General features: G+C 67.5%; 18 protein-coding genes and 1 tRNA gene. 11 read left to right on the top strand and 8 right to left on the bottom strand.

The window, feature by feature from the left end; genetic code table 11:
* Positions 1-290: 290 nt before the first annotated feature.
* Together QX010_RS27385 and QX010_RS27380 are read left to right on the top strand one after the other, a co-directional pair.
* A complete protein-coding gene (locus QX010_RS27385; RefSeq protein ID WP_316182938.1) occupies positions 291-1,328 on the top strand; it encodes an LLM class flavin-dependent oxidoreductase in 1,038 nt (345 codons plus the stop codon).
* Positions 1,329-1,559: 231 nt separating this feature from the next.
* Positions 1,560-1,946, top strand: a complete 387-nt coding sequence (locus QX010_RS27380) for a hypothetical protein (protein ID WP_316182937.1) — start codon at positions 1,560-1,562, stop codon at positions 1,944-1,946.
* A gap of 39 nt (positions 1,947-1,985) precedes the next feature.
* Here QX010_RS27380 and QX010_RS27375 read toward each other — a convergent pair whose 3' ends face one another.
* The 3 genes from QX010_RS27375 to QX010_RS27365 all read right to left on the bottom strand — a co-directional run bounded on the left by QX010_RS27375 (position 1,986) and on the right by QX010_RS27365 (position 5,127).
* A complete protein-coding gene (locus QX010_RS27375) occupies positions 1,986-4,091 on the bottom strand; it encodes a tetratricopeptide repeat protein (protein WP_316182936.1) in 2,106 nt (701 codons plus the stop codon).
* Positions 4,092-4,173: 82 nt separating this feature from the next.
* Positions 4,174-4,866: a flavin reductase family protein gene (locus tag QX010_RS27370; RefSeq protein WP_316182935.1), complete on the bottom strand. Its 693-nt coding sequence runs from the start codon at positions 4,864-4,866 to the stop codon at positions 4,174-4,176.
* Between the two features lie 184 nt (positions 4,867-5,050).
* A tRNA-Arg gene (locus QX010_RS27365) sits at positions 5,051-5,127 on the bottom strand.
* 399 nt (positions 5,128-5,526) lie between these two features.
* On the opposite strand from QX010_RS27365, the gene QX010_RS27360 reads away from it, so the two are divergent.
* Genes QX010_RS27360 through QX010_RS27350 form a run of 3 tightly spaced genes read left to right on the top strand, consistent with a single transcriptional unit; the run spans position 5,527 to position 8,030 of the window.
* Entirely contained in the window at positions 5,527-6,450 is a 924-nt protein-coding gene (locus QX010_RS27360) for a fused MFS/spermidine synthase (protein ID WP_316182934.1), read from the top strand.
* Positions 6,447-7,064, top strand: coding sequence for a fused MFS/spermidine synthase (locus tag QX010_RS27355; protein WP_315800559.1), 618 nt, complete (start codon positions 6,447-6,449; stop codon positions 7,062-7,064). The genes QX010_RS27360 and QX010_RS27355 overlap by 4 nt, the downstream gene beginning before the upstream one ends.
* A 21-nt stretch (positions 7,065-7,085) precedes the next feature.
* On the top strand, positions 7,086-8,030 hold the full coding sequence (locus QX010_RS27350) for a M28 family peptidase (RefSeq protein ID WP_316182933.1): 945 nt from the start codon (positions 7,086-7,088) through the stop codon (positions 8,028-8,030).
* 9 nt (positions 8,031-8,039) lie between these two features.
* Here the strand turns inward: QX010_RS27350 and QX010_RS27345 are convergent, their stop codons facing one another.
* A complete protein-coding gene (locus tag QX010_RS27345) occupies positions 8,040-10,166 on the bottom strand; it encodes a phytoene desaturase family protein (RefSeq protein ID WP_316182932.1) in 2,127 nt (708 codons plus the stop codon).
* Positions 10,167-10,519: 353 nt separating this feature from the next.
* Here QX010_RS27345 and QX010_RS27340 point away from each other — a divergent pair, with 353 nt between their 5' ends.
* The 3 genes from QX010_RS27340 (at position 10,520) to QX010_RS27330 (ending at position 12,228) form a co-directional block, all read left to right on the top strand.
* A complete protein-coding gene (locus QX010_RS27340) occupies positions 10,520-11,236 on the top strand; it encodes a hypothetical protein (protein ID WP_316182931.1) in 717 nt (238 codons plus the stop codon).
* A gap of 101 nt (positions 11,237-11,337) precedes the next feature.
* The gene (locus tag QX010_RS27335) at positions 11,338-11,934 is read left to right on the top strand and encodes a YidB family protein (RefSeq protein ID WP_315800563.1); all 597 of its coding nucleotides are present in this window, start codon (positions 11,338-11,340) and stop codon (positions 11,932-11,934) included.
* A gap of 27 nt (positions 11,935-11,961) precedes the next feature.
* A complete protein-coding gene (locus QX010_RS27330; protein ID WP_315800564.1) occupies positions 11,962-12,228 on the top strand; it encodes a GlsB/YeaQ/YmgE family stress response membrane protein in 267 nt (88 codons plus the stop codon).
* A 131-nt stretch (positions 12,229-12,359) separates the two neighbouring features.
* On the opposite strand, the gene QX010_RS27325 is transcribed toward QX010_RS27330, so the two are convergent.
* The gene (locus QX010_RS27325) at positions 12,360-13,139 is read right to left on the bottom strand and encodes an SDR family oxidoreductase (protein ID WP_315800565.1); all 780 of its coding nucleotides are present in this window, start codon (positions 13,137-13,139) and stop codon (positions 12,360-12,362) included.
* Between the two features lie 246 nt (positions 13,140-13,385).
* On the opposite strand from QX010_RS27325, the gene QX010_RS27320 reads away from it, so the two are divergent.
* From QX010_RS27320 to QX010_RS27310, 3 genes are all read left to right on the top strand, one after another.
* Positions 13,386-14,450, top strand: a complete 1,065-nt coding sequence (locus QX010_RS27320; RefSeq protein ID WP_316182930.1) for an acyl-CoA dehydrogenase family protein — start codon at positions 13,386-13,388, stop codon at positions 14,448-14,450.
* Between the two features lie 19 nt (positions 14,451-14,469).
* The gene (locus QX010_RS27315) at positions 14,470-15,627 is read left to right on the top strand and encodes an acyl-CoA dehydrogenase family protein (protein WP_316182929.1); all 1,158 of its coding nucleotides are present in this window, start codon (positions 14,470-14,472) and stop codon (positions 15,625-15,627) included.
* Between the two features lie 233 nt (positions 15,628-15,860).
* Positions 15,861-16,667 carry an enoyl-CoA hydratase/isomerase family protein gene (locus QX010_RS27310; RefSeq protein ID WP_316182928.1) on the top strand — a complete coding sequence of 269 codons (807 nt, stop codon included), beginning with the start codon at positions 15,861-15,863 and terminating at the stop codon, positions 16,665-16,667.
* A 57-nt stretch (positions 16,668-16,724) separates the two neighbouring features.
* Here the strand turns inward: QX010_RS27310 and QX010_RS27305 are convergent, their stop codons facing one another.
* The 3 genes from QX010_RS27305 to QX010_RS27295 all read right to left on the bottom strand — a co-directional run bounded on the left by QX010_RS27305 (position 16,725) and on the right by QX010_RS27295 (position 19,652).
* Positions 16,725-17,495, bottom strand: a complete 771-nt coding sequence (locus tag QX010_RS27305) for a hypothetical protein (RefSeq protein WP_316182927.1) — start codon at positions 17,493-17,495, stop codon at positions 16,725-16,727.
* Between the two features lie 68 nt (positions 17,496-17,563).
* The gene (locus QX010_RS27300) at positions 17,564-18,358 is read right to left on the bottom strand and encodes an enoyl-CoA hydratase (protein ID WP_316182926.1); all 795 of its coding nucleotides are present in this window, start codon (positions 18,356-18,358) and stop codon (positions 17,564-17,566) included.
* Between the two features lie 109 nt (positions 18,359-18,467).
* Positions 18,468-19,652 carry an ABC transporter substrate-binding protein gene (locus tag QX010_RS27295; RefSeq protein WP_316182943.1) on the bottom strand — a complete coding sequence of 395 codons (1,185 nt, stop codon included), beginning with the start codon at positions 19,650-19,652 and terminating at the stop codon, positions 18,468-18,470.
* Between the last annotated feature and the right edge of the window lie 54 nt (positions 19,653-19,706).

Genomic DNA, 19,706 nt, shown 5'->3' with positions numbered 1-19,706 from the left:
GCGATGCTCAAGACCGCAGAAGAATCCACGCCATGCACCATGTCCAGTCTGTCTTGAACCGGACAGCCGTGGGCTTGTCCCGGCCATCCACGTCGTTCGCCGGATGTCGATGGGCGTGGATGCCCGGGGCATGACGTGCCTCAAGCCAACAGGCGAGCTCTCCACAGGGGATTCTGTCGTTGCCGCAACATCGAAACCCTGTGTTTCGTCCCAGCCGCTTGCAATCCGGTTCCGCCCCTTCCAGCTGACAGCGGGACGCCGTATGACGGCCCGACGCAATGGAATGAGACATGATCACACCAATCGAGTTCGGCCTGGACACGTTCGGCGACGTCACCCGCGGCGCCGATGGCGACATGGCCTCGCATGCCCAGGTGATCCGCGACGTGGTCGAGGAAGCGGTGCTGGCCGACCAGCTCGGGCTCGATTTCATCGGGCTCGGCGAGCACCATCGCGGCGATTTCGCGATCTCGGCGCCCGAAGTGGCGCTGGCCGCGATCGCGGCGCGGACCTCGCGCATCAAGCTCGGCTCGGCGGTGACGGTGCTGAGCTCGGACGATCCGATCCGCGTGTTCCAGCGATTTTCGACGCTGGACGCCGTCTCGAACGGCCGCGCCGAGGTGATCCTCGGCCGCGGCTCCTTCACCGAGTCCTTCCCGCTGTTCGGCTTCGATCTCAAGGACTACGAGGCGCTGTTCGAGGAGAAGCTCGATCTGTTCGTCAGCCTGCTGCCGCAGCAGCCGCTGACCTGGCAGGGCAATCTGCGCCCGCCGCTGCGCGAGCAGCTGGTCTACCCGCCGGTCGAGCACGGCCGGCTGAAGGCCTGGATCGGCGTCGGCGGCAGCCCGGAGTCCGTGGTGCGCGCGGCGCATTACGAGCTGCCGCTAATGCTCGCGATCATCGGCGGCGATCCGAAACGCTTCGCTGCCTATGTCGAGCTGTACCATCGCGCGATCAAACAGTTCGGCCGCGAGACGAAGCCGATCGGCGTGCATTCGCCCGGCTATGTTGCCGACACCGACGAAGTGGCACGCGAGGAGCTGTGGCCGGACTACAAGACCATGCGCGACCGCATCGGCCGCGAGCGCGGCTGGCCGCCGATGGGCCGCGACGAATTCGTGCAGGAGGCCGACCACGGCTCGCTCTATGTCGGCTCGCCGGAGACCGTGGCGCGGAAGATCGCCGCGACGATCAAGGCCCTCGGCCTGTCGCGCTTTCAACTGAAGTATTCGGCCGGCCCGCTGCCGCATGCGAAGCTGATGCGCAGCATCGAGCTGTATGGCCGGGTGGTGGTGCCGCGGGTGCGGGAGTTGCTGGCGGAGCAGTAGGCCGCCTCCGCGGTTCTTGATCATGTCCGCAACCGCGCCTGGCTCCTGCATCACGGGACCTGGATCAAAGGCGGGCGGCTCGTTCAGGACAATCCAAGCGAGCCGATTAGGAGAGCCTTCGTGACACGCAGCATAAGCTCGACGTCGCGCACGCCTGCTCCGATCAAGGGGGCGCAATCCGATCGGCTGCCCGGAGGCAGACGACGATCTCGCGGGCCTGGGAACGAACTGATGTTGCTGAAGATCATCGCGGTGGTTTACGGACTCTGGTTCGTCCAGGCCGCCCTGGACTCCGGCTTCTACGATACGCCGGCTCACATGGTGAGCTCGACGCTCGCGCTCGGCGGGTTGCTCGCGCTGTTCGATCATGCCTTCAGGATGGGCTTGCTCTCCGCCAACATCTGGCGGGTGGTTGCGCTTGTCTACGTCGCCGACGGCCTGGTCCACGTGGTCCCGGGCGCCAAGGCTCTGATCGAAGCGCAACGTTTCGAGGTGCTGGCAGGCGCTGCGGCGATCAGCTTCGTTTTCCAGCTCCCGATGCTGTTCAGCTTGTGGCGATTGTCGTTTCCGTCCGCGCGCTCGGATCAGACCGGTCTCGCACGCATCGCCACGCGATAGGCGTCGGACCTCATCAGCCTTCGACGTCCGCTCTCGGCCTCAGACCGGCCCGGGCGACAACAGCCCGCGCTCACCCGCCGCCAGCCGCGCAAGCTCCCCGGCCGTCCGCGCCAGCACCCCGTCCCAGGCCATCGGCTTCTCCTGGCGGAACAGCCGCATGGTCGGATACCACGGGCTGTCGGCGCGGTCGCGCAGCCAGCGCCAGTCGAGCGCGTAAGGCAACAGCACCCAGACCGGGCGGCCGAGCGCGCCGGCGAGATGCGCCACCGATGTGTCGACGGAGATGACGAGGTCGAGTGCGGCGACGGCGGCCGCGGTCTCGGCGAAGTCGCTCAGCAGCGGCGCGAGATCGATGACGTCGGTGCCGAGCTCGGCGAGCCCTAGCGCATCGCCCGGCCGCGGCTCCTTCTGCAAGGAATAGATCTGCACGCCCGGCATCACCAGCCGCGGCAGCACCGCCTGCGCGGTCAGCGAGCGCTGCCGATCGCCCTTGTGCCTGGGATTGCCGGCCCAGACGACGCCGACTTTCAACGACGGCGCGCGGCCCAGCACGCTGCGCCACGCGGCCATCTTGATCGGATCAGCTGCGAGATAAGGCACCTCGGCCGGGATCGTCTCCAGCGTGGTGCCGAAGATGCGCGGCAGATCCATCAGCGGCGCCTGCAGGTCGACTGGCGGCAGCGGCGCGCCGCGCGGCACCACGGTCACGCCCTCCAGGCAGCGCAGCAGCGGCGCGATCGCCGGCTGCACCTGCAGCACGACCGGGCCGCCCATCATCCTGGCGCGATCGACATAGCGCACGAACTGCAGCGCATCGCCGATGCCATATTCGGCGAACAGCAGCAGGGTGCGTCCGTCGAGCGGCGCGCCCTGCCATTCCGGCGCGTCGAAGCGCGGCATGCCCGCGGAGAGGTCCGGACAGTCGCGGCCCCAGCGATGCTCGGCAAAACCGTTCACGAGGTCGCCGCACATCAGCAGGAAATGCGCGTGATTGTAGCGGGCGAGCGCATTGTCGGGCGCCAGCGCGATCGCACGATGCGAGGCGGCCAGCGCCGCGTCGATGTCGCCGGCGTTGCGCAGCGCCACCGCGAGGTTGGCGTGGCCCTTGGCGTAACCGGGATCGGCGGCCACGGCACGGCGATGCGCCGCGACGGCCTCGATGGTCTCGCCGCGCATCTCATGGATGATGCCCAGATTGGTATGCGCCGGGGCGTGATCGGGCAGCAAGGCCAGCGCGTGCTCGCAGGCGGCCATCGCCGCATCGAGCTGGCCGGTCCCGCACAGGCAGGCGGCGAGATTGCTGAGCACGACCACATCGGTGGGATCGAGCACGGCGGCGCGCCGATAGGCCTCGACGGCCTCGGCCGGGCGGTCGGCCTCATGCAGCGCGTGCCCGAGCAGCCGCGCAGCATTGGCATCGCCCGGCGCGAGATCGCAGGCCCGACGATAATGGACCGCGGCCTCGGCAAAGGCGCGCTGCCTGTAGAGCACATCGCCAAGGCTGAGATGCAGGCCGGCATCGGCCGGATGGACGGCGAGCGCATGCTGATAGGCCGGCACCGCCGCCGCATGATTTCCCTGGTCGGCGAGCACATGCGCCAGCGCCCGCCACGCCTCGGGGTAGGCCGGGTCGCGTTCGAGCAGCGCACGGTAGACGGCTTCGGCCTCCGCGAGGCGGCCCTGACGCGTCAGGGCCAGCGCGAGATTCCAGCGCGCATGCGCGAGCGCAGGATCGAGCGTCAGCGCCTGGCGATGGGCGGCCTCGGCCTCGGCGAAGCGCGACAGCTCCAGCAGCGCGCTGCCGAGCCTGCTCTGAATCGCCGCATCGCGCGGCCGCAACGCCGCTGCGCGCGCGAACGCATCGGCGGCGCCGTTGCGCTCGCCTTTCACCGCCAGCGCATCGCCGAGCGTGACATACGCCGGCGCATGGCGGGGATCGCGGGCGAAGACGCGCTCGAGCAGCTCCGCGCCCTCGGCCATGCGGCCGTCGGCAAAGGCGAGGATCGCGGACAGATGCAGCGCCGGCAGATGATCCGGCACCGCCTGGAGGATGTCGCCGCACAGTGCCTTGGCCGGTCCGGCGCGCCCCGCATTGTAATGATCGGCCGCCTCGATCAGCAGCCGGTCGACAGCCACAGCCCCCATGATGTCCTTGACCTCTTGCACCCGGATGCAAGCTTGAACGGGCGGCCGGGTGATTCCAGGCGAGACTCGAGGCCGAGCCGGCTCAGCCGGCCGCCGCCTCCATCCGCGTCGGCACCTTGCGCGCGCGCTCGACATCGGGCGTGCGATAGGCCGCCTCTGGGATGGTGCCCAGCCGCGAATCGTGAAGGCGCGGGCCGAGGCCATAGAACTGCTGGAAGCTCATGATCAGCGGCCGCCATTTGTCGGGATCGATGCGGTCGCGCGCGCCGTCCACCAGGAGGGCGCCGTCGACATGAACGCGCTGGACGCGGACCTCGAAGCACAGGATGTGCCCCTTCAGCAGCGCGTCGTCATCGGCGATGCCATGCACCGCTTCGACGCGCGCTTCGAGCTGAACCGGACATTCGGCGACACGCGGCGCGGCCACCGTTTCGGACCTGACCGCGGTGAGGCCGGCCGCGGCGAACTTGTCCGGCTCATGGCGGTAGCCCTTGCGCTGCTTCATTGCCGGCACCGGGGCGGATCCCGTGGTCAGCGCCAGGCGATCGACCGCGGCGACGAGATCGACCGACGGCAGGTTCAGCACGCACTCGCCGGTGCGGCGCATGTTCTGCGGCGTCTTCGATCCCGCCGCGAGACCCAGCATGCAGCGCCAGCCGAGCCAGAACGCGGACGACATCGGCGCGAGATTGAAGCCGCCGTCCTCATTGACGGTGCTGATGAGGACGACGGGCGTCCCGAAATAGAGGATGCCCGGCTCGATCGTCGTGTGCATGGATAGCTCTCCAGGGTGATGCATTCGGCGGCGATGGCGCGCCGCGCGGACGGGGCTCGGGCCGCCGTCTCACCCGGAGAAGGTCCTCGATCGCGGCGGCGCGCTCCACCCGTTTCCCGAGCGGATCACACGCGCGACGGTTTGATCTGGAGAGGTCTGCGCGCGCAAAGGCTGCGGCGGCAGATGGCGATCCCGGCATGACTCGAACATGCGACCTACGGTTTAGGAAACCGCCGCTCTATCCAGCTGAGCTACGGGACCGGAGCCTGCACCGAAGTGCACCTGCTTCGCTGCCTCCATAGCAGACCCGGCCACCGACCGGAAGCCTCTCCGGTGACCGCCAGCACGGCGTGGCTCACCGTGGCACAGCGCCGCGCGGCAGGTTCGCGGGTCCGGTTCAGCGCGGGGGAACGTCGGCGCGCCGGACCGCTCGAAGGGGCTGCCGCGATCACACCCCCGTTGGCCGGGGCCGGTTTGACTATCCGGGAGGCAGCCAATGGTCTAAGAGAACGGCGCCGATGCGGAACCGGCCTCGGGATCGCCGTATTGGTCGTGCCTGAGCGCATCTCGGACCGGAGGATAGCCGTCCTGCGAAGCCGGAGCCGCCAGGTCACATAGACCTTGCCCATCATTTTTCAGCCGAGGGAAACGATTAAGTCGATGCTCATCCGGTCGGTCATTTCAGGCGCGCTCGCAAGCTTCCTCTCCATCGCCGCCGCAGGCGCGCAGGACACCCGTAATCTGCTGGAGTCCAAGGAGTCGCTCTACAACAACATCTATGTCTATGAGCAGCCGCCTTACCGCAGCATGACCTTCGGTCACAACCGCCGCATCTATACCGAGAGCGTCTACAACACCCGTGACGAGCTCGACCTGCCGGTCGACTATACCCGCTTCATGACCGCGAGCGTGATGTACGCCAAGGACGTCCACTCGATCCTGGAGATCGGCTTCGGCGGCGGCCGCACCGCGTGGTACCTGCACCGCTTCCTGCCCAAGGTGCAGGTGACCTCGGTCGAGCTCGATCCGACCGTGCTGGAGCTCGCCAAGAAATACTTCGGCATCAAGGAGGAGCCGAACTTCCACGTCGCCAACCGCGACGGCCGGCTGTTCGTGCAGGAATCCAAGGACCGCTACGACATCATCCTGATCGACGCCTATCGCGGGCCGTTCGTGCCGTTCCACCTGCTGACCAAGGAATTCTACCAGCTCGTCAAGGACCATCTCGCCGAGGGCGGCGTGGTGGCGCAGAACGTCGAGCCGTCGACGATGCTGTTCGACGCCGCGGTGAAGACCATTCACAGCGTGTTCCCGCAGGTCGACTTCTACGAGGCCGGCGGCAACATCGTCATGGTCGCCTATCCCGGCGACGAGCGGAAGGCGGAAGATCTCGCCGGCATCGCGCAGGAGCGCGACAAGGAATTCGGCTTCCGCTACAAGCTCGCCGACATGCTGGCGCAGCGCAAGCGCATCGACATCGACAACGGCCAGGTGATCGACGCCAAGGCCAAGGTGCTGACCGACGACTTCGCGCCGGTCGAGGCGCTGAAGAGCATCGAGCGCCACAACAAGAAGCTGCCATGAGCGAGCACGTGTCCCGCGCCGGCATGCTGGCGATCTATGTCTGCTCGTTCCTGGTCGGCTGCGTGCTGATGGGCTTCGAGATGCTCGGCAGCCGCTACCTCAACCCGTATTTCGGCAGCGGCATCGGCGCCTGGGCGAGCCTGATCTCGACCGTGCTGTGCGCGCTCGCGATCGGCTATTTCGCCGGCAGCGCCATCGTCGACCGGCAACCGTCGACGCGCACCATCGGCACCATGATCCTGATCGCCGCCGCCTACATGGCGCTGGTGCCGGCGACCGCCGATACCGTGATGGCCGACATCCTCGACAGCATCGGCGACGGGCCGATGGCGACGCTGATGGCCTCGACCGCGCTGCTGCTGGTGCCGCTGACCCTGCTCGGCACCTTCTCGCCGATCGCCGTCAGCCTGCTGACGCGCTCGGCCGGCGAGGCCGGCCGTGTCGCCGGCCTGGTCTACGGCGTCTCGACCATCGGCAACGTCGTCGGCACGCTGGTCACGACGTTCGCGCTGATTCCGACCATCGGCTCGCGCGCCATCACCTATTATTTCGCCGTGGTGCTGGCTGGCTGCGCCGGCATCCTGTTCATTCCCTTCGGCAAGAAGCCGTCCTGACATCGTTGAAGAGCTTTTCGGATGACCGAGTTCTGGCCCCGCCTCGCCGCCACCGCGACAACGGCCGCGTTGCTGCTGACGTCGCCGGCCGCCCACGCCGCGGACGCAAAGATCGAATTGTGGGACGGCCAGCGCGCGCTGTCCGTCATCACCGATCTCTTGCGCTTCACGCCGCGCTCGATGGGCGAGCCGGGACATCAGAAGACCATCGACTACATCAAGGATGCGATGGCCAAGAGCGCGGCGGAGGCGGTGCTCACGCAGAGCTTCACCGCCAAGGGCGATGACGGCAAGGCGATCCCGCTCACCAACATCATCGCCCGCTTCCAGGTGCAGAACCCGCGGCGCATCATCGTCGCGACCCATTACGACAGCATCATCAAGGCCTACCGCGATCCGAAGTCACCGGATGCGCCGATGCCCGGCGCCAACAACTCGGCCTCGGCGGTGGCGCTGCTGCTCGAGACCGCACGCGTGCTGTCGCTGTCGCCGCGGCCCGACGTCGGCATCGACATGATCTTCTTCGACGGTGAGGAGGGACCGAAATCGCTCGGCGCCGGCGATCCGACCTGGCGTCCCCTCGGCTCGCCGCATTTCGCGGCCAACCTGAAGACCTATTATCCGACGCACAAGCCGGAGAAGGCGGTCGATTTCGACATGGTCTGCGACAAGGATCTCAAGCTGCAGCCGGAGCCGTCGTCGCTGGCCTCGGCGCTGCCCGAGGTCAAGAAGTTCTGGAGCATCGGCAGCCGGATCGCGCCGCAGGCGTTCTCGCCGGAGCCCACGACGTACCCGATCAGCGACGACCACACGGCGCTGCAGCAGGCCGGAATTCCGAGCTTCCTGGTCATCGACTTCGACTACGAGCCCTATTTCAACACCACGCAGGATACGATCGAGCAGTGCTCGGCGCAGAGCCTGGAGACCGTCGGCCGCACCCTGCTGCGCTACCTCTACACGCCCTGATCGCCGCGCTCATGCCGCCTTCGGCGGCGCTGTCATTGCGTCCGATGCGACATCTGATACGCGCGCCAGCAGGCCGGGCACGAGCGCCTCGGCCGCCTCCGCGCCCGAGATCACCACGGCCTCGACGCCGGCTCCGGCATTGCCGCCGCCGGCGATGACGAGATTGCGCACCGGCGCCTTGGCGCCCTTCAGCCGTCCCGACCGGGCCACGCCATAGATCGCGCCGGCACTGGCGAGGTCGTAGCGCGCATAGGTCACGGGGCTGGCGTCGGTGCGGTAGACGATATGCTGCGACAGGCCGGGAATGATGGTCTCGGCGGCGGCGACCATGGCATCGCCGAGCTGCTGCTTGCGCGCCTCGTAGTCCGGCGAGCGCCGCCACGCCTTCCAGTCGTCGCCGCCCTCGTCGGGAAACCAGCTCTTGGCCTGTTCGTGAGGAACGAGGGTGATGATCGTCATCGTCGCATGGCCTTCCGGCGCCGCCGACGGATCGAGCTTGGACATTACCGCGAGCCCGATCCCCATCGGGGAGTCGAGATGCGCGGCGGGCGCGACGTCCGGCACCATGTCGAGGCCGAGATGCACGGAGAAGCACGACGTGGCGGGCGCGAGGGCGCGGGCACGCTCACGAAACGTGGCGGGCAGATCGTCGGCCTTCAGAAGCTCGGTGAAGGTGCGGCCGAGATCGGCATTCGAGACCACCGCCTGCGCGCGGACCGTGCGGCCATTGCCGAGCACGACGCCGGCGGCGCGGCCCTGCTCGACCAGGATGCGGGTGACCCTGGATTTCAGATGCACCTCGCCGCCCCGGGCGGTGACCGCCTCTGCGAGCACGTCCGCGAGGTGGCCGGAGCCGTCGACCGGATAGAAGCCGCCCTTGAAATAGTAGCCGAAGATCGGGACCATCTGCGCGCAGCTCAGCGTCTCGCTGCCGTCGCCGAGATAGCCCGACAGCGCATTGAGAGTGGCGATCAGCTCGGGATCGGAGACGTGGGCGGCGACGAGCTCGTCGAACGGGCGGTTCATCCAGCGGTACGCCTGCGGATGCTTGCGCGGGAAGGCCAGCATCTCCTCCAATGTGGCGGGCATGCCGGGAATGCCGCTGCGACCCTGCCCCGTCGCATACATGCTCTCGAAGATGGCATGGATGGTGTCGAACAGCCGGGTCAGCCCGTCCGCGCTGGCTGGAAACATCTCGCAAAGCAGTCGGACATAGGCGCGCCAGTCCTCTGGCACCTCGATGCGCCGGCCGGCGAGACGGTAGGAGTGGGTGACCCGCCGCCATTGGATACGGTCAGCGACGCCGAGCCGGCGCAGCACGCCGTCGACCGGCCCGCCGGGCCAGACGCCGGAGAAATCGTGCGGCCCGGCATCGAAGCGATACAGCACCGGCTTGTTGTCGTGGTGCGCCTTGCGAAGATAAGTGTGGCAGAAGCCGCCGGGCACGACGTGGTGGTCGAACACCTTCACCTTCAGCCCGGACTCCGCGAGCAGGGCCGCGGCCGTCAGCCCGCCGATTCCAGCGCCGATCACCGCGACATCGCAATCGGTCTCGGCCGCGGAGGCGAAGCCCGGCGCCGGCCAATGGCACTCCTCGCGCGCGGCCCGCATGCGCAGCAAGGCCTGGCGAATTGCGAAGCGGGGGCCGAAGATCGAGATCAGCGCGCCGCCGACGACGATCGCCGTCGTGATCCAGGAGGCGACGCTGGCCCAGCGGCACAGGCCGAGCACCAGGAACAGCACGCCCCAGAGCCCGGTCATCAGCATGTTGATCAAATGGAATTGGGGCGTCGAGGCGCTGTCGGCATAGGCCGACCGGGAATAATCCCCGGTCCAGGGGCGGCCGACGGCGAGCGAAGCGAAGCTGATGAGGCCGAGCCCAGCGAAGGACAGCCACAGGGCATTGCCGGCCGTCCAATTCGGCGCGACGTCGTTGGCGATCGCCAGCACGACGAAAAGGGCGAGGCTTCCGAGTTCCAGCAGCGCGAGCTCGCTACGGGAGGCGCGCCAGACATTGGCGGCCAGCGCCAGGGCCAGCGCGGACCACACCGCCCATGCCGGCTGATGCCAGGCCAGCAGGGTCCAGAACACGACGAACGGCAGCAGCGCCAGCTTGACCGTGAGGAACACCTTCATCGCAGCCTCCTCCGCGCCGGGCGGCGCAATCCATCTTTCCAGTGTCAAGATATTCATAGGAGCGCTTGTGCGGTCCAGTCAACACCAATCTTTCCATCGTCAAGATTAGTTTCGTCAACTACGGCGGGATGAAAATGGTGGAAAAAAGCTGCGTATCGTTCCGGCGCCACAGCAAGGTGCGATTCACGAACGGCGCTGCCGTGATTGCCGACCCGACTGTGGCAATGAGATCACGGAACCACGGCAGATAAAGAAGAAAGTCGCAAATTACGCAGCATTGGAGTCACACATCGCCCCAAATTGGCGACAATCTCCCGTCATCTGAGGCGGGGAGCCGCTGAGGATTGCCGTTCGTGTACCGACCCCACTTGCCAATTCTGGTCTTTGCAGCGATCACCTGCCTGCCTGCGGTGCAACCTCAACGCGCGCATGCGGAATGGTGGAGCCGCGCCCCGACGGATTTCGAGGAGTGTGCCGACGCCGCCGAGAAGTCCGCCTCCAAGGAGGAGAAGACCGCGGCGCTGGCGCAATGCAACGCCAAATTTGCCGGGAGACGGAAGCCGGGCGGCGGCTATGTCTACTACGACTTCATGCAGGACCGCAGCTTCGACATCGCCGGGCCCAATCCCACGGCCGAAGAGCAGAAGTTCATCGACCAGCAGTATACGCAATACCTCGAGCGCCAGCGCCACGCCAACATGAGCTCGGCAATGATGTCGCGGCCGCAGACGCAGGACCTCCAGCCCTCGCTCCGGGACATGACGGCGCGGGCCGCGATCGAGCCGCCGAAGCCGGCCATGCCGGCGCCGCCGCCGCAACGGCCGAGCAAGCCGCCGGCCGCGACCGCGCAGGGCGGCTTGCCACCGCCGGCGTCGAACGTGGAGGCACGCGCCCGCATCAAGGCAGCGCAATGCGCCAAGGATGGCTGGCGGCGCGATTCGTTCTCGTGCAACTTTCCGGTCCTGTCGGAGAAGCTCGACGAGCTGAAGCGGATGTTCACCGGCCCGAGCCAGACTGCTGCCGCACCGCCGGGAGCCAAGGCGCCGAAACGGGCCGAAGCCCGGAACTGAGCCGCGCGCGACACGTTCCCTTGTGCGACCGTTCTGAGCGCGGCTTGTCACGCCGCGTGCAAGCCCATAGGTTCGTTGGCACGGGTCGCAGGAGGCAGGTCATGGGTCTACTCGATATCCTCAACGGCATGCAGAACGGCCCGAATGGGCCAAGTCATCCGGCCACGCAGAAGAGCGGCGGCATGTCGCCAATGACGATGGCGATCCTCGCTTTGCTGGCGTGGAAAGCGGTGAAGCATTTCTCGCAGAATGGGCAGCAGCCGAATGCGGCGCCCGCGCCGGTCCCGCCGTCTCAGCCGACCGGGAATCAAGGCGGACCGCTCGGCGGTGCGCTTGGTGGCGGATTGAGCGGCGGCCTCGGCAACATCATCGCTGGCGGACTCGGCGGCCTGCTCGCCGGCGGCGCCGCCGGCAGCGTCTTGTCCGGCGGGCTCGGCGATCTGCTGCGCCAGTTGCAGGACAAGGGCCATGGCGACACCGCGAACTCCTGGGTCTCCCCCGGCGAGAACAAGCCGATCTCGCCCGGCGACCTCGCCAATGCGCTCGGCGCCGACCAGATCGATCAGCTCACCGCGCAGAGCGGGCTGTCGCGCGATGAGCTGTTGAACGGGCTGAGCCAGTACCTGCCGAAGGTGGTCGATCAGCTCACGCCGGACGGGCGGCTGCCGACCGAGCACGAGTTGGCGAGCCGGATCTGAGCGCGACCTTCAGGCAAGGATCATGTCATGCTCTATATTTTGATCGTCGGGCTGGTCGCCGGCTTCCTCGCCCGGCTTCTGTCGCCGGGACCGAACAACCCCTCCGGCTTCATCCTGACCGCCGTGCTCGGCATCGTCGGCGCATTCCTCGCCACCGCGGTGGGACAGGCGATCGGGCACTATGGTCCGAACCAGGGCGCCGGCTTCATCACCGCGACGATCGGCGCCGTGGTGGTGCTATTCATCTGGAACAGGCTGGTCGCCAGCGGCACGATCCGCGATTTCAATCGCTAGCGCGCTCGCTCCAAGCGCTCTCACTCCAAGTCATTGCCAGCCAGGCGGCGACGCAATCCAGCACCAACAAGGTCTGGCCTGCGCCGTCGCGTCGGCTGTTCACCACGACGGCGTCGCCCCAAGAAACGGCGTCACCCCAACAGATGCATCCCCGCATCCATGCGCACGACCTCGCCGGTCATGTGGCCTGACGCCGGGCTCGCCAGGAACGCCACGAGCTGCGCGATATCCTCGGCGGACGAAGCCGCGCGCAGCGGCACCCGCGCCACCACCGCATCGCGCACCTGCTTGGCGCCGGCCTCGCCGCGGCCCTTGGTGAACCACGGCGTATCGATGTAGCCGGGGCAGACGGTGTTGATGCGGATCGCTGGCGCCAGGGCGCGCGCCAGCGACAGCGTCATCGTGTTCAGCGCGCCCTTGCTGGCGGCATAGGCAACCGACGAGCCGACGCCGCTGATGCCGGCCACCGACGAGACGTTGACGACCGCGGACGCACGCGCCGTCGCCTTGGCCGCTGCTTCCAGCAGCGGCCGTGCGGCGCGCACCATCTGGAAGGGGCCGATGGTGTTGACCGCGAAGATGCGCTGGAAATCCTCCGCCGAAAGGCCGTCGAGCTGATCGTGCGGGACGTGCTTGGTGGTGCCGGCATTGTTGACGAGGGCATCCAGCCGGCCCCAGGCCGCGGCGGCGGCGACGATCTTGCGGCAATCCTCGTCGCGCGACACGTCGCCTTGAATGACGACGACCTCGACTCCTTCCTTGCGGCAGAGATCAGCGGTCTGCTCGGCTTCACTCTTGCTGTTCGAATAGTTCACGACGATGCGCATGCCGGCCTTCGCCAGCAGCAACGCGGTCGCGGCTCCGAGGCCGGACGCCGACCCCGTCACGACCGCGCACAGACCTTCAGCCATTCCGCACCTCCCTGTTTGCCTTTGCCTGTTACCTTGCTTCTTCTTAGCCAACATCGCTGCATCTGCAAAATCGGCAAAATCTCCGCAGCGCGGAAATCGCTCGCCTCCATGCGGCGAGCGGACGGGGCCCTGCAGCGCGCTACGCTTGTCAGGGCCATCGCTTGCGCCCATCATGCCGGCAAGACATCGCCGGCGCGCGCAGGACATGGCGCGCCGAGACCGACGATAACGAGGGCGAGGAGCGCTGTGGCGGAAGCTGAGAACATCGTCGTTGCGACCGCGGAGAAGATCTTCGCCGATCTCGCCGACCCGCAGACGATCAACCACGACAAGGACGGCCGCTGGACGGCGCCGCTGTGGCAGGCGCTGAGCGAGGCCGGCCTGACGCTCGCCTGGGTGGGCGAGGAGTTCGGCGGCGCCGGCACTGACCTCGCCGACGGCTTCGAGATCATCAATGCCGCGGGCCGTTTTGCGATTGCGGTGCCGCTGGCCGAGACGCTGCTCGCCGGCTGGCTGCTGCAACAAGGCGGCATTGCCTCGCCCGACGGCGCCATGACGATCGCGCCGGCTCATCCGAGAGACCGGATCACGCTCGACGCTGACGGCACCTTGTCCGGCCATGCCCGCGGCGTGCCGTTCGCCAGAGCCGCGCAGCATGTTGCCGTGCTCGCGCAAGGCGGCGACGGCGTGTCGATCGCGCTGGTCGAGACCGCGCGGCTGCGCATCGACGCGGGCCTCAACCTCGCCAACGATCCCAGCGACACGGTGACGTTCGACAAGATCACGCCGCTGGCATGCCGGCCGGCGCCGGCCGGCTTCGACGCCACGACATTGATGCTGATGGGCGGCGTTGCCCGCGGACTGCAGATCGCCGGCGCGCTGGATCGGCTGCTCGCGATCAGCGTCAACTATGCGGGTGAGCGCGTCGCCTTCGAGAAGCCGATCGGCAAATTCCAGGCGGTGCAGCACAATCTCGCACGGCTGGCCGGTGAGAGCGCCGCTGCGAGCGCGGCCGCGACATCGGCCGCCGATGCGATCGCGCGGGCCGCCGCATTCGACGACGCGGTGTTTCTCGAAGCCGCCGCGGCCAAGATCCGCTGCGCCGAGGCCGCCGAGAAGGGCGCGGCGATCGCGCATCAGGTGCACGGCGCCATCGGCTTCACCACCGAGCACATCCTGCATCGCTTCTCCTTGCGCGCGCTGGGCTGGCGCGACGATTTCGGCTCCGAGAGCCATTGGGCCGTCGAGCTCGGCAGGCGCGTCGCCGCACACGGCGCCGATGAGCTGTGGCCGCTGGTCGCCTCGCGCTGACGACGAAGAGGATTGCCGCATGACCGCACTTCGTTTCGATCCGATCCGCCTGCCGAGGGAATGCGAGGAGCTGCGCAAGGAGGTGCGCGCCTTCCTCGCTGATGAGATCGCGGCCGGCACCTTCAACCCGTACCAGCCCAAGCGCGAGGATGCCGACGCGCGCGAGTTTGCGGCCCGCGTCGGCGCGCGCGGCTGGATCGGCATGACCTGGCCGAAGCAATATGGCGGCCACGAGCGCTCGTTCCTGGAGCGCTACGTCGTGACCGAGGAGATGCGGGTTGCCAACGCGCCTGTCAGGCGCTTCTTCGTCGCCGACCGGCAGAGCGGGCCGATCCTGCTGCGCTACGCGCCCGAGCATATCAAGACGGACATCCTGCCGCGCATCTGCCGCGGCGAGCTGTGCTTCGCGATCGGCATGAGCGAGCCGAACTCGGGCTCCGACCTGTTCGCCGCCAAGACGCGCGCGACCAGGACGGACGGCGGCTGGCTGATCAACGGCTCGAAGATCTGGACCACGTCGGCGCACATGGCCGACTACATGATCGCGATCTTCCGCACGTCGCCGGCCACCAAGGAGAACCGTCGTCATGGCCTGACGCAGTTCCTGGTGAACATGAAATCAACGGGAATCAAGGTGAACCCGATTGGGCAGATCACCGGGCAGAAGGAGTTCAACGAGGTCGTCTTTACCGACGCCTTCGTGCCGGACGATCATCAGCTCGGCGAGATCGACGGCGCCTGGAAGCAGGCCACCTCCGAGCTCGCCTATGAGCGCTCGGGGCCCGAGCGTTTCCTCGAAACCTACTATGTGCTGACCGAGCTGGTGCGCGCGGTCGGTCCCAACCCCGACACGCGCAGCGCGGAGGGCATCGGTCGCCTGGTGGCGCAGCTGCACACGATGCGGCGGATGTCGGTGTCGGTCGCCGGCATGCTGCAGGCCGGCAAGGAGCCGGTGGTCGAGGCCTCGATCGTCAAGGACGTCGGCACGGTCTGGGAGCAGCAGCTGCCGCATCGCGTCCGCGACCTCGCCGCGTTCGTCGAGGACAACGCAGGAAATCGCGAGACCTTGGAGAGCCAGCTGACCTTCGCGATGCAGACCGCGCCGAAGCTGACCATCCAGGGCGGCACCACCGAGGTGCTACGCGGCATCATCGCGCGCGGGCTGGGGTTGAGGTGATTGTAGGAGCCAATTCGGCTTGCTCGGTGCACCCTCTCCCCTTGTGGGAGAGGGTGCCGGAGATGCGAAGCATCGGAGGCGGGTGAGGGGTCTCCATCCGCACGGCCAACTGCCGAGAGAACCCCTCACCCGGCTCGCCGTCGCTTTCGCGTCGGCGATCCACCCTCTCGCACAAGGGGAGAGGGTGCACCGGCCGTACCGCTGCATTAGGTAACTAATCAGGAGACCCCACCATGACCCACTTCCCTGACATCGGCGTCGAGATCCACGGCCATGTCGGCCTGATCGAGATTCGCCGGCCGCCGCTCAACTTCTTCGACATTTCACTGATCAACCAGATCGCCGATGCGCTGGAGGGCTTCGACCGCGACATCGAGATCCGCGCCTCGGTGCTGGCGGCGCAAGGCAAGGCGTTCTGCGCCGGCGCCAACTTCACCGATCCGGCGCGCCAGGCGCAGGAAGCGGCCGGCGCCAAAGGCGATCCGGCCGACAGCCTCGGGGCGATCAACCATCTCTACATGCAGGCGGTGCGGATCTTCCGCTGCAAGAAGCCGGTGGTCGCCGCGGTGCACGGAGCCGCCATCGGCGGCGGGCTCGGCCTCGCCGTCTCGGCCGACTTCCGCGTCACCTGTCCGGAGGCGCGGTTCTCGGCCAATTTCACCAAGCTCGGCTTCCATCCCGGCTTCGGGCTGACGGTGACGCTGCCGGAGCTGGTCGGCAAGAACAACGCCGAGCTGATGTTCTACACCAGCCGCCGTGTCACCGGCGAGGAAGCGCTCAGAATCGGCCTCGCCAATGAATGCGTGCCGCAGGACGAGGTGCGGACGGCCGCGATGAAGCTCGCCGCCGAGATCGCCGAATGCTCGCCGCTCGGCCTGCTGTCGACCCGCGCGACGATGCGCGCCAATCTCGCCGACCGTGTGATGGCGGCAACCGAGCACGAGCTCGCCGAACAGACCCGGCTGCGCGCGACCGAGGATTTCAAGGAAGGCGTCAAGGCCACCGAGGAGCGGCGCTTCGCGAACTTCAAGGGGCGGTGACGAACCGCGAGCTTCGAACGTCGGCATGGCCGGGCTCGTCCCGGCCATGCCGATCGACTAGTTGGCGACCGCCCCCTGCAACGCGAAGGCAACGCCGCCAATTGTGAAACAGCCGCCTGAAACCGCATAGCCACGAGCGCGCGCAGCGTCGGCCACACGTGCAGCATCGGCGACGCGGAACGTCAGCCCGCTCATGAGCTCGCGCTCGCCGGGTTCGATGCGGATGCCGGCGTTCGGCAATTTCAACTGCTGAACACCATCGCTGGCAGACGGCACCACATCGAGAATGCGCCCCCAATGCGCGGCAAGCGCGGCCGGCTCGGGGCTCTGCAGCACCACTTCGGTCATCGCCTTCGTCACGTCGCTGCGGATCGCGCGCGTCCAATCCGGCCCGGCGGGCGGATAGGCGCCGAGCACATCGTCGCTGCCCTCGGTGTGATTGAGCTCGATGAAGACCGCGCGGCAGTCGCGGGGATGCAGTTGCACGCCGTGATAGGGCGGATGATCGATGACATTGGCCGTACGCACGCCCATCGCATTGGCTCGGGACGCGCGGCCATCGGGATCATCGCAGGCGAAGATCGCCATGTAGCCGCCGCGACCGCCGGTCTTGTCGAGGAAGCGTCCGGCCGCGGTGTCCTCGCGGGTCGGCGCGATCACCTCGAGCAGGATCGGCCCGACCGGCAGCAGCGCATTCTCCAGCCCGTATTTGGCGACATGCGGGTCGCGATAGCAGACCTCGAGGCCCATGATCGCGGCGATGTCCGAGACGACGGGCTCGAGGCTTCGGGCGACGAGACAGATCTGGCGCAGGTGGAGGTAAGGCATGCAGTCCTCCTCGAGACGTTACCTGTTCACACGGGCCAGCGGCTTCAGCAGCGTCATCGCGAGCGACGCTACCGCCCCTGGAACAGCGGCGCGCGCTTCTCGACGAAGGCTTTCGCCGCCTCCCTGTGGTCCTCGGTGTCGCTGCAGCGCGAGTGATGCATCGCCTCGGCGTCGAAGCAGGCCTCCAGGGTCATCGTCTCAGCATTGTTGATGTTGCGCTTGATGTAGCCGAGCGTCACGCTCGGCCCCTGCGCCAGCGACATCGCCAGCGCGCGCGTCGCGGCTTCGACCTCGGCATCGGGCACGACCTTTGTCACCAGGCCCAAGGCGAGCGCCTCCTGCGCCGTCAGGACCGGCGAGGTCAGATAAAGCTCCCGCGCCTTGGCGCTGCCGAGCAGTTGCGTGAGGAAGTAGGTGCCGCCGAAATCGCCCGACAGCCCGACCTTGGCGAAGGCCGTCGTGATCTTGGCCGACTCGCCGGCCACGCGCAGATCGCAGGCCAGGGCGATCGACAGGCCGGCGCCGGCGGCCGCGCCGTCGATCTGCGCCACCACCGGCTTCTGCATCTGGTGCAGCAGCCGCGACACCTCCATGCGCTCGCGCAGGGTCGTCACCTTGGTCTCGAACGAGGGCGCGGTCTTGGCTTCGGCCATCGCCTTGACGTCGCCGCCGACGCAGAACGTGCCGCCGGCGCCCTTGAGCAGCACGGCGCGCACCTCCGGATCATCGGCCGCGCGATGCGCCGCCTCGACCAGGCCCTTGGTCAGGTCGCTGTTGAGCGCGTTGCGCCGCTCCGGCCGGTTCATCGTGATCGTGAGCAGGCCGGACTCGAGGTGCTGCAGGACGGTGGTGTTGGTGGTCATGGCGGAAGTTCTCCGGGTTTGGCGGTCGTTGCGAACGACGCGAAGCAATCCAGGGTCGCGCGCGCAGTCCTGGATTGCTTCATCGCTTCGCTCCTCGCAATGACGGCAGCTACTTCTTCACCAGCGGGCAGCGCGACGCCTCGAGCGGCTGGAATGCCTCGTTGCCCGACACGGTCGCGAGCAGCTTGTAGTCGTCGGACTTGGCCTTCGACTCCGACGGCTTCTTGACCTCGAACAGGTACATGTCGTGCACCATGCGGCCGTCCTCGCGGATGCGGCCGCCCTTGGCGAACATGTCGTTGATCGGCGTCGCCTTCATCAGCTTCATCACGGCGTCCGCGTCGGTCGTACCCGCAGCCTTCACCGCCTTCAGATAGTGCGTCACCGAGGAGTAGACGCCGGCCTGGGCCGAGGTCGGCACGCGCTTGGTACGCTCCATGAAGCGCTTGGTGAAGGCGCGGGTGTCGTCGTTGAGATCCCAGTAGAACGCTTCCGCGACCAGCAGCCCCTGCGCCGTCTCCAGCCCGACGCTGTCGATGTCGGAGACGAAGGCGAGCAAAGGCGACAGCTTCTGTCCGCCCTTGGTGAGGCCGAATTCGGCCGCCTGCTTGATCGCGTTGATGGTGTCGCCGCCGGCATTGGCGAGCCCGATCACCTTGGCCTTGGAGGCCTGCGCCTGCAGCAGGAAGGAGGAGAAGTCGGAGGTGTTGAGCGGATGACGCACGCTGCCGAGCACCTTGCCGCCCGACTTCACCACCACGGCGGTGGTGTCCTTTTCCAGATCCTGGCCGAACGCGTAGTCGGCGGTCAGGAAGAACCAGCTGTCGAGGCCGGACTTCACCGCCGCCAGCCCCGTGACGTTGGCCTGCGCGAAGGTGTCGAACACGTAGTGCACGGTGTAGGGGCCGCACGCCTCGTTGGAGAGACGCACCGAGCCCGGGCCGTTGAAGATGATGATCTTGTTGCGCGCCTTGGCGATCTCGCCGGCGGCCAGCGCGGTGGCGGAGGCTGCGACATCCCAGATCATCTCGACGCCCTGGTTGTCGAGCATGTCGCGGGCGATGTTGGCGGCGAGATCGGCCTTGTTGAGATGGTCGGCGGCGATCACCTCGATCTTGCGCCCGAGCACTTCGCCGCCGAAATCCTCCACCGCCATCTTCGCCGCGGCCTCGCTGCCCGGGCCGGTGATATCGGCGTAGAGGCTCGACATGTCGAGAATGCCGCCGATCTTCAGCGGCGGCTTGCTCTGCGCATGCGCCACGCCTGCGGACAACGTCAGCGCCGACGCCAGCATGAACAACGACGCCGCCGCGCCGCGGATGGTTCTGCTCATCGATATCCTCCCTGC

This window comes from Bradyrhizobium sp. SZCCHNRI1009 (assembly GCF_032487575.1).
In the GTDB taxonomy this organism is placed as follows: Bacteria; Pseudomonadota; Alphaproteobacteria; order Rhizobiales; family Xanthobacteraceae; genus Bradyrhizobium.
Note: the sequence above shows the minus strand (reverse complement) of the source record. Positions and strands in the feature narration are given on the sequence as shown.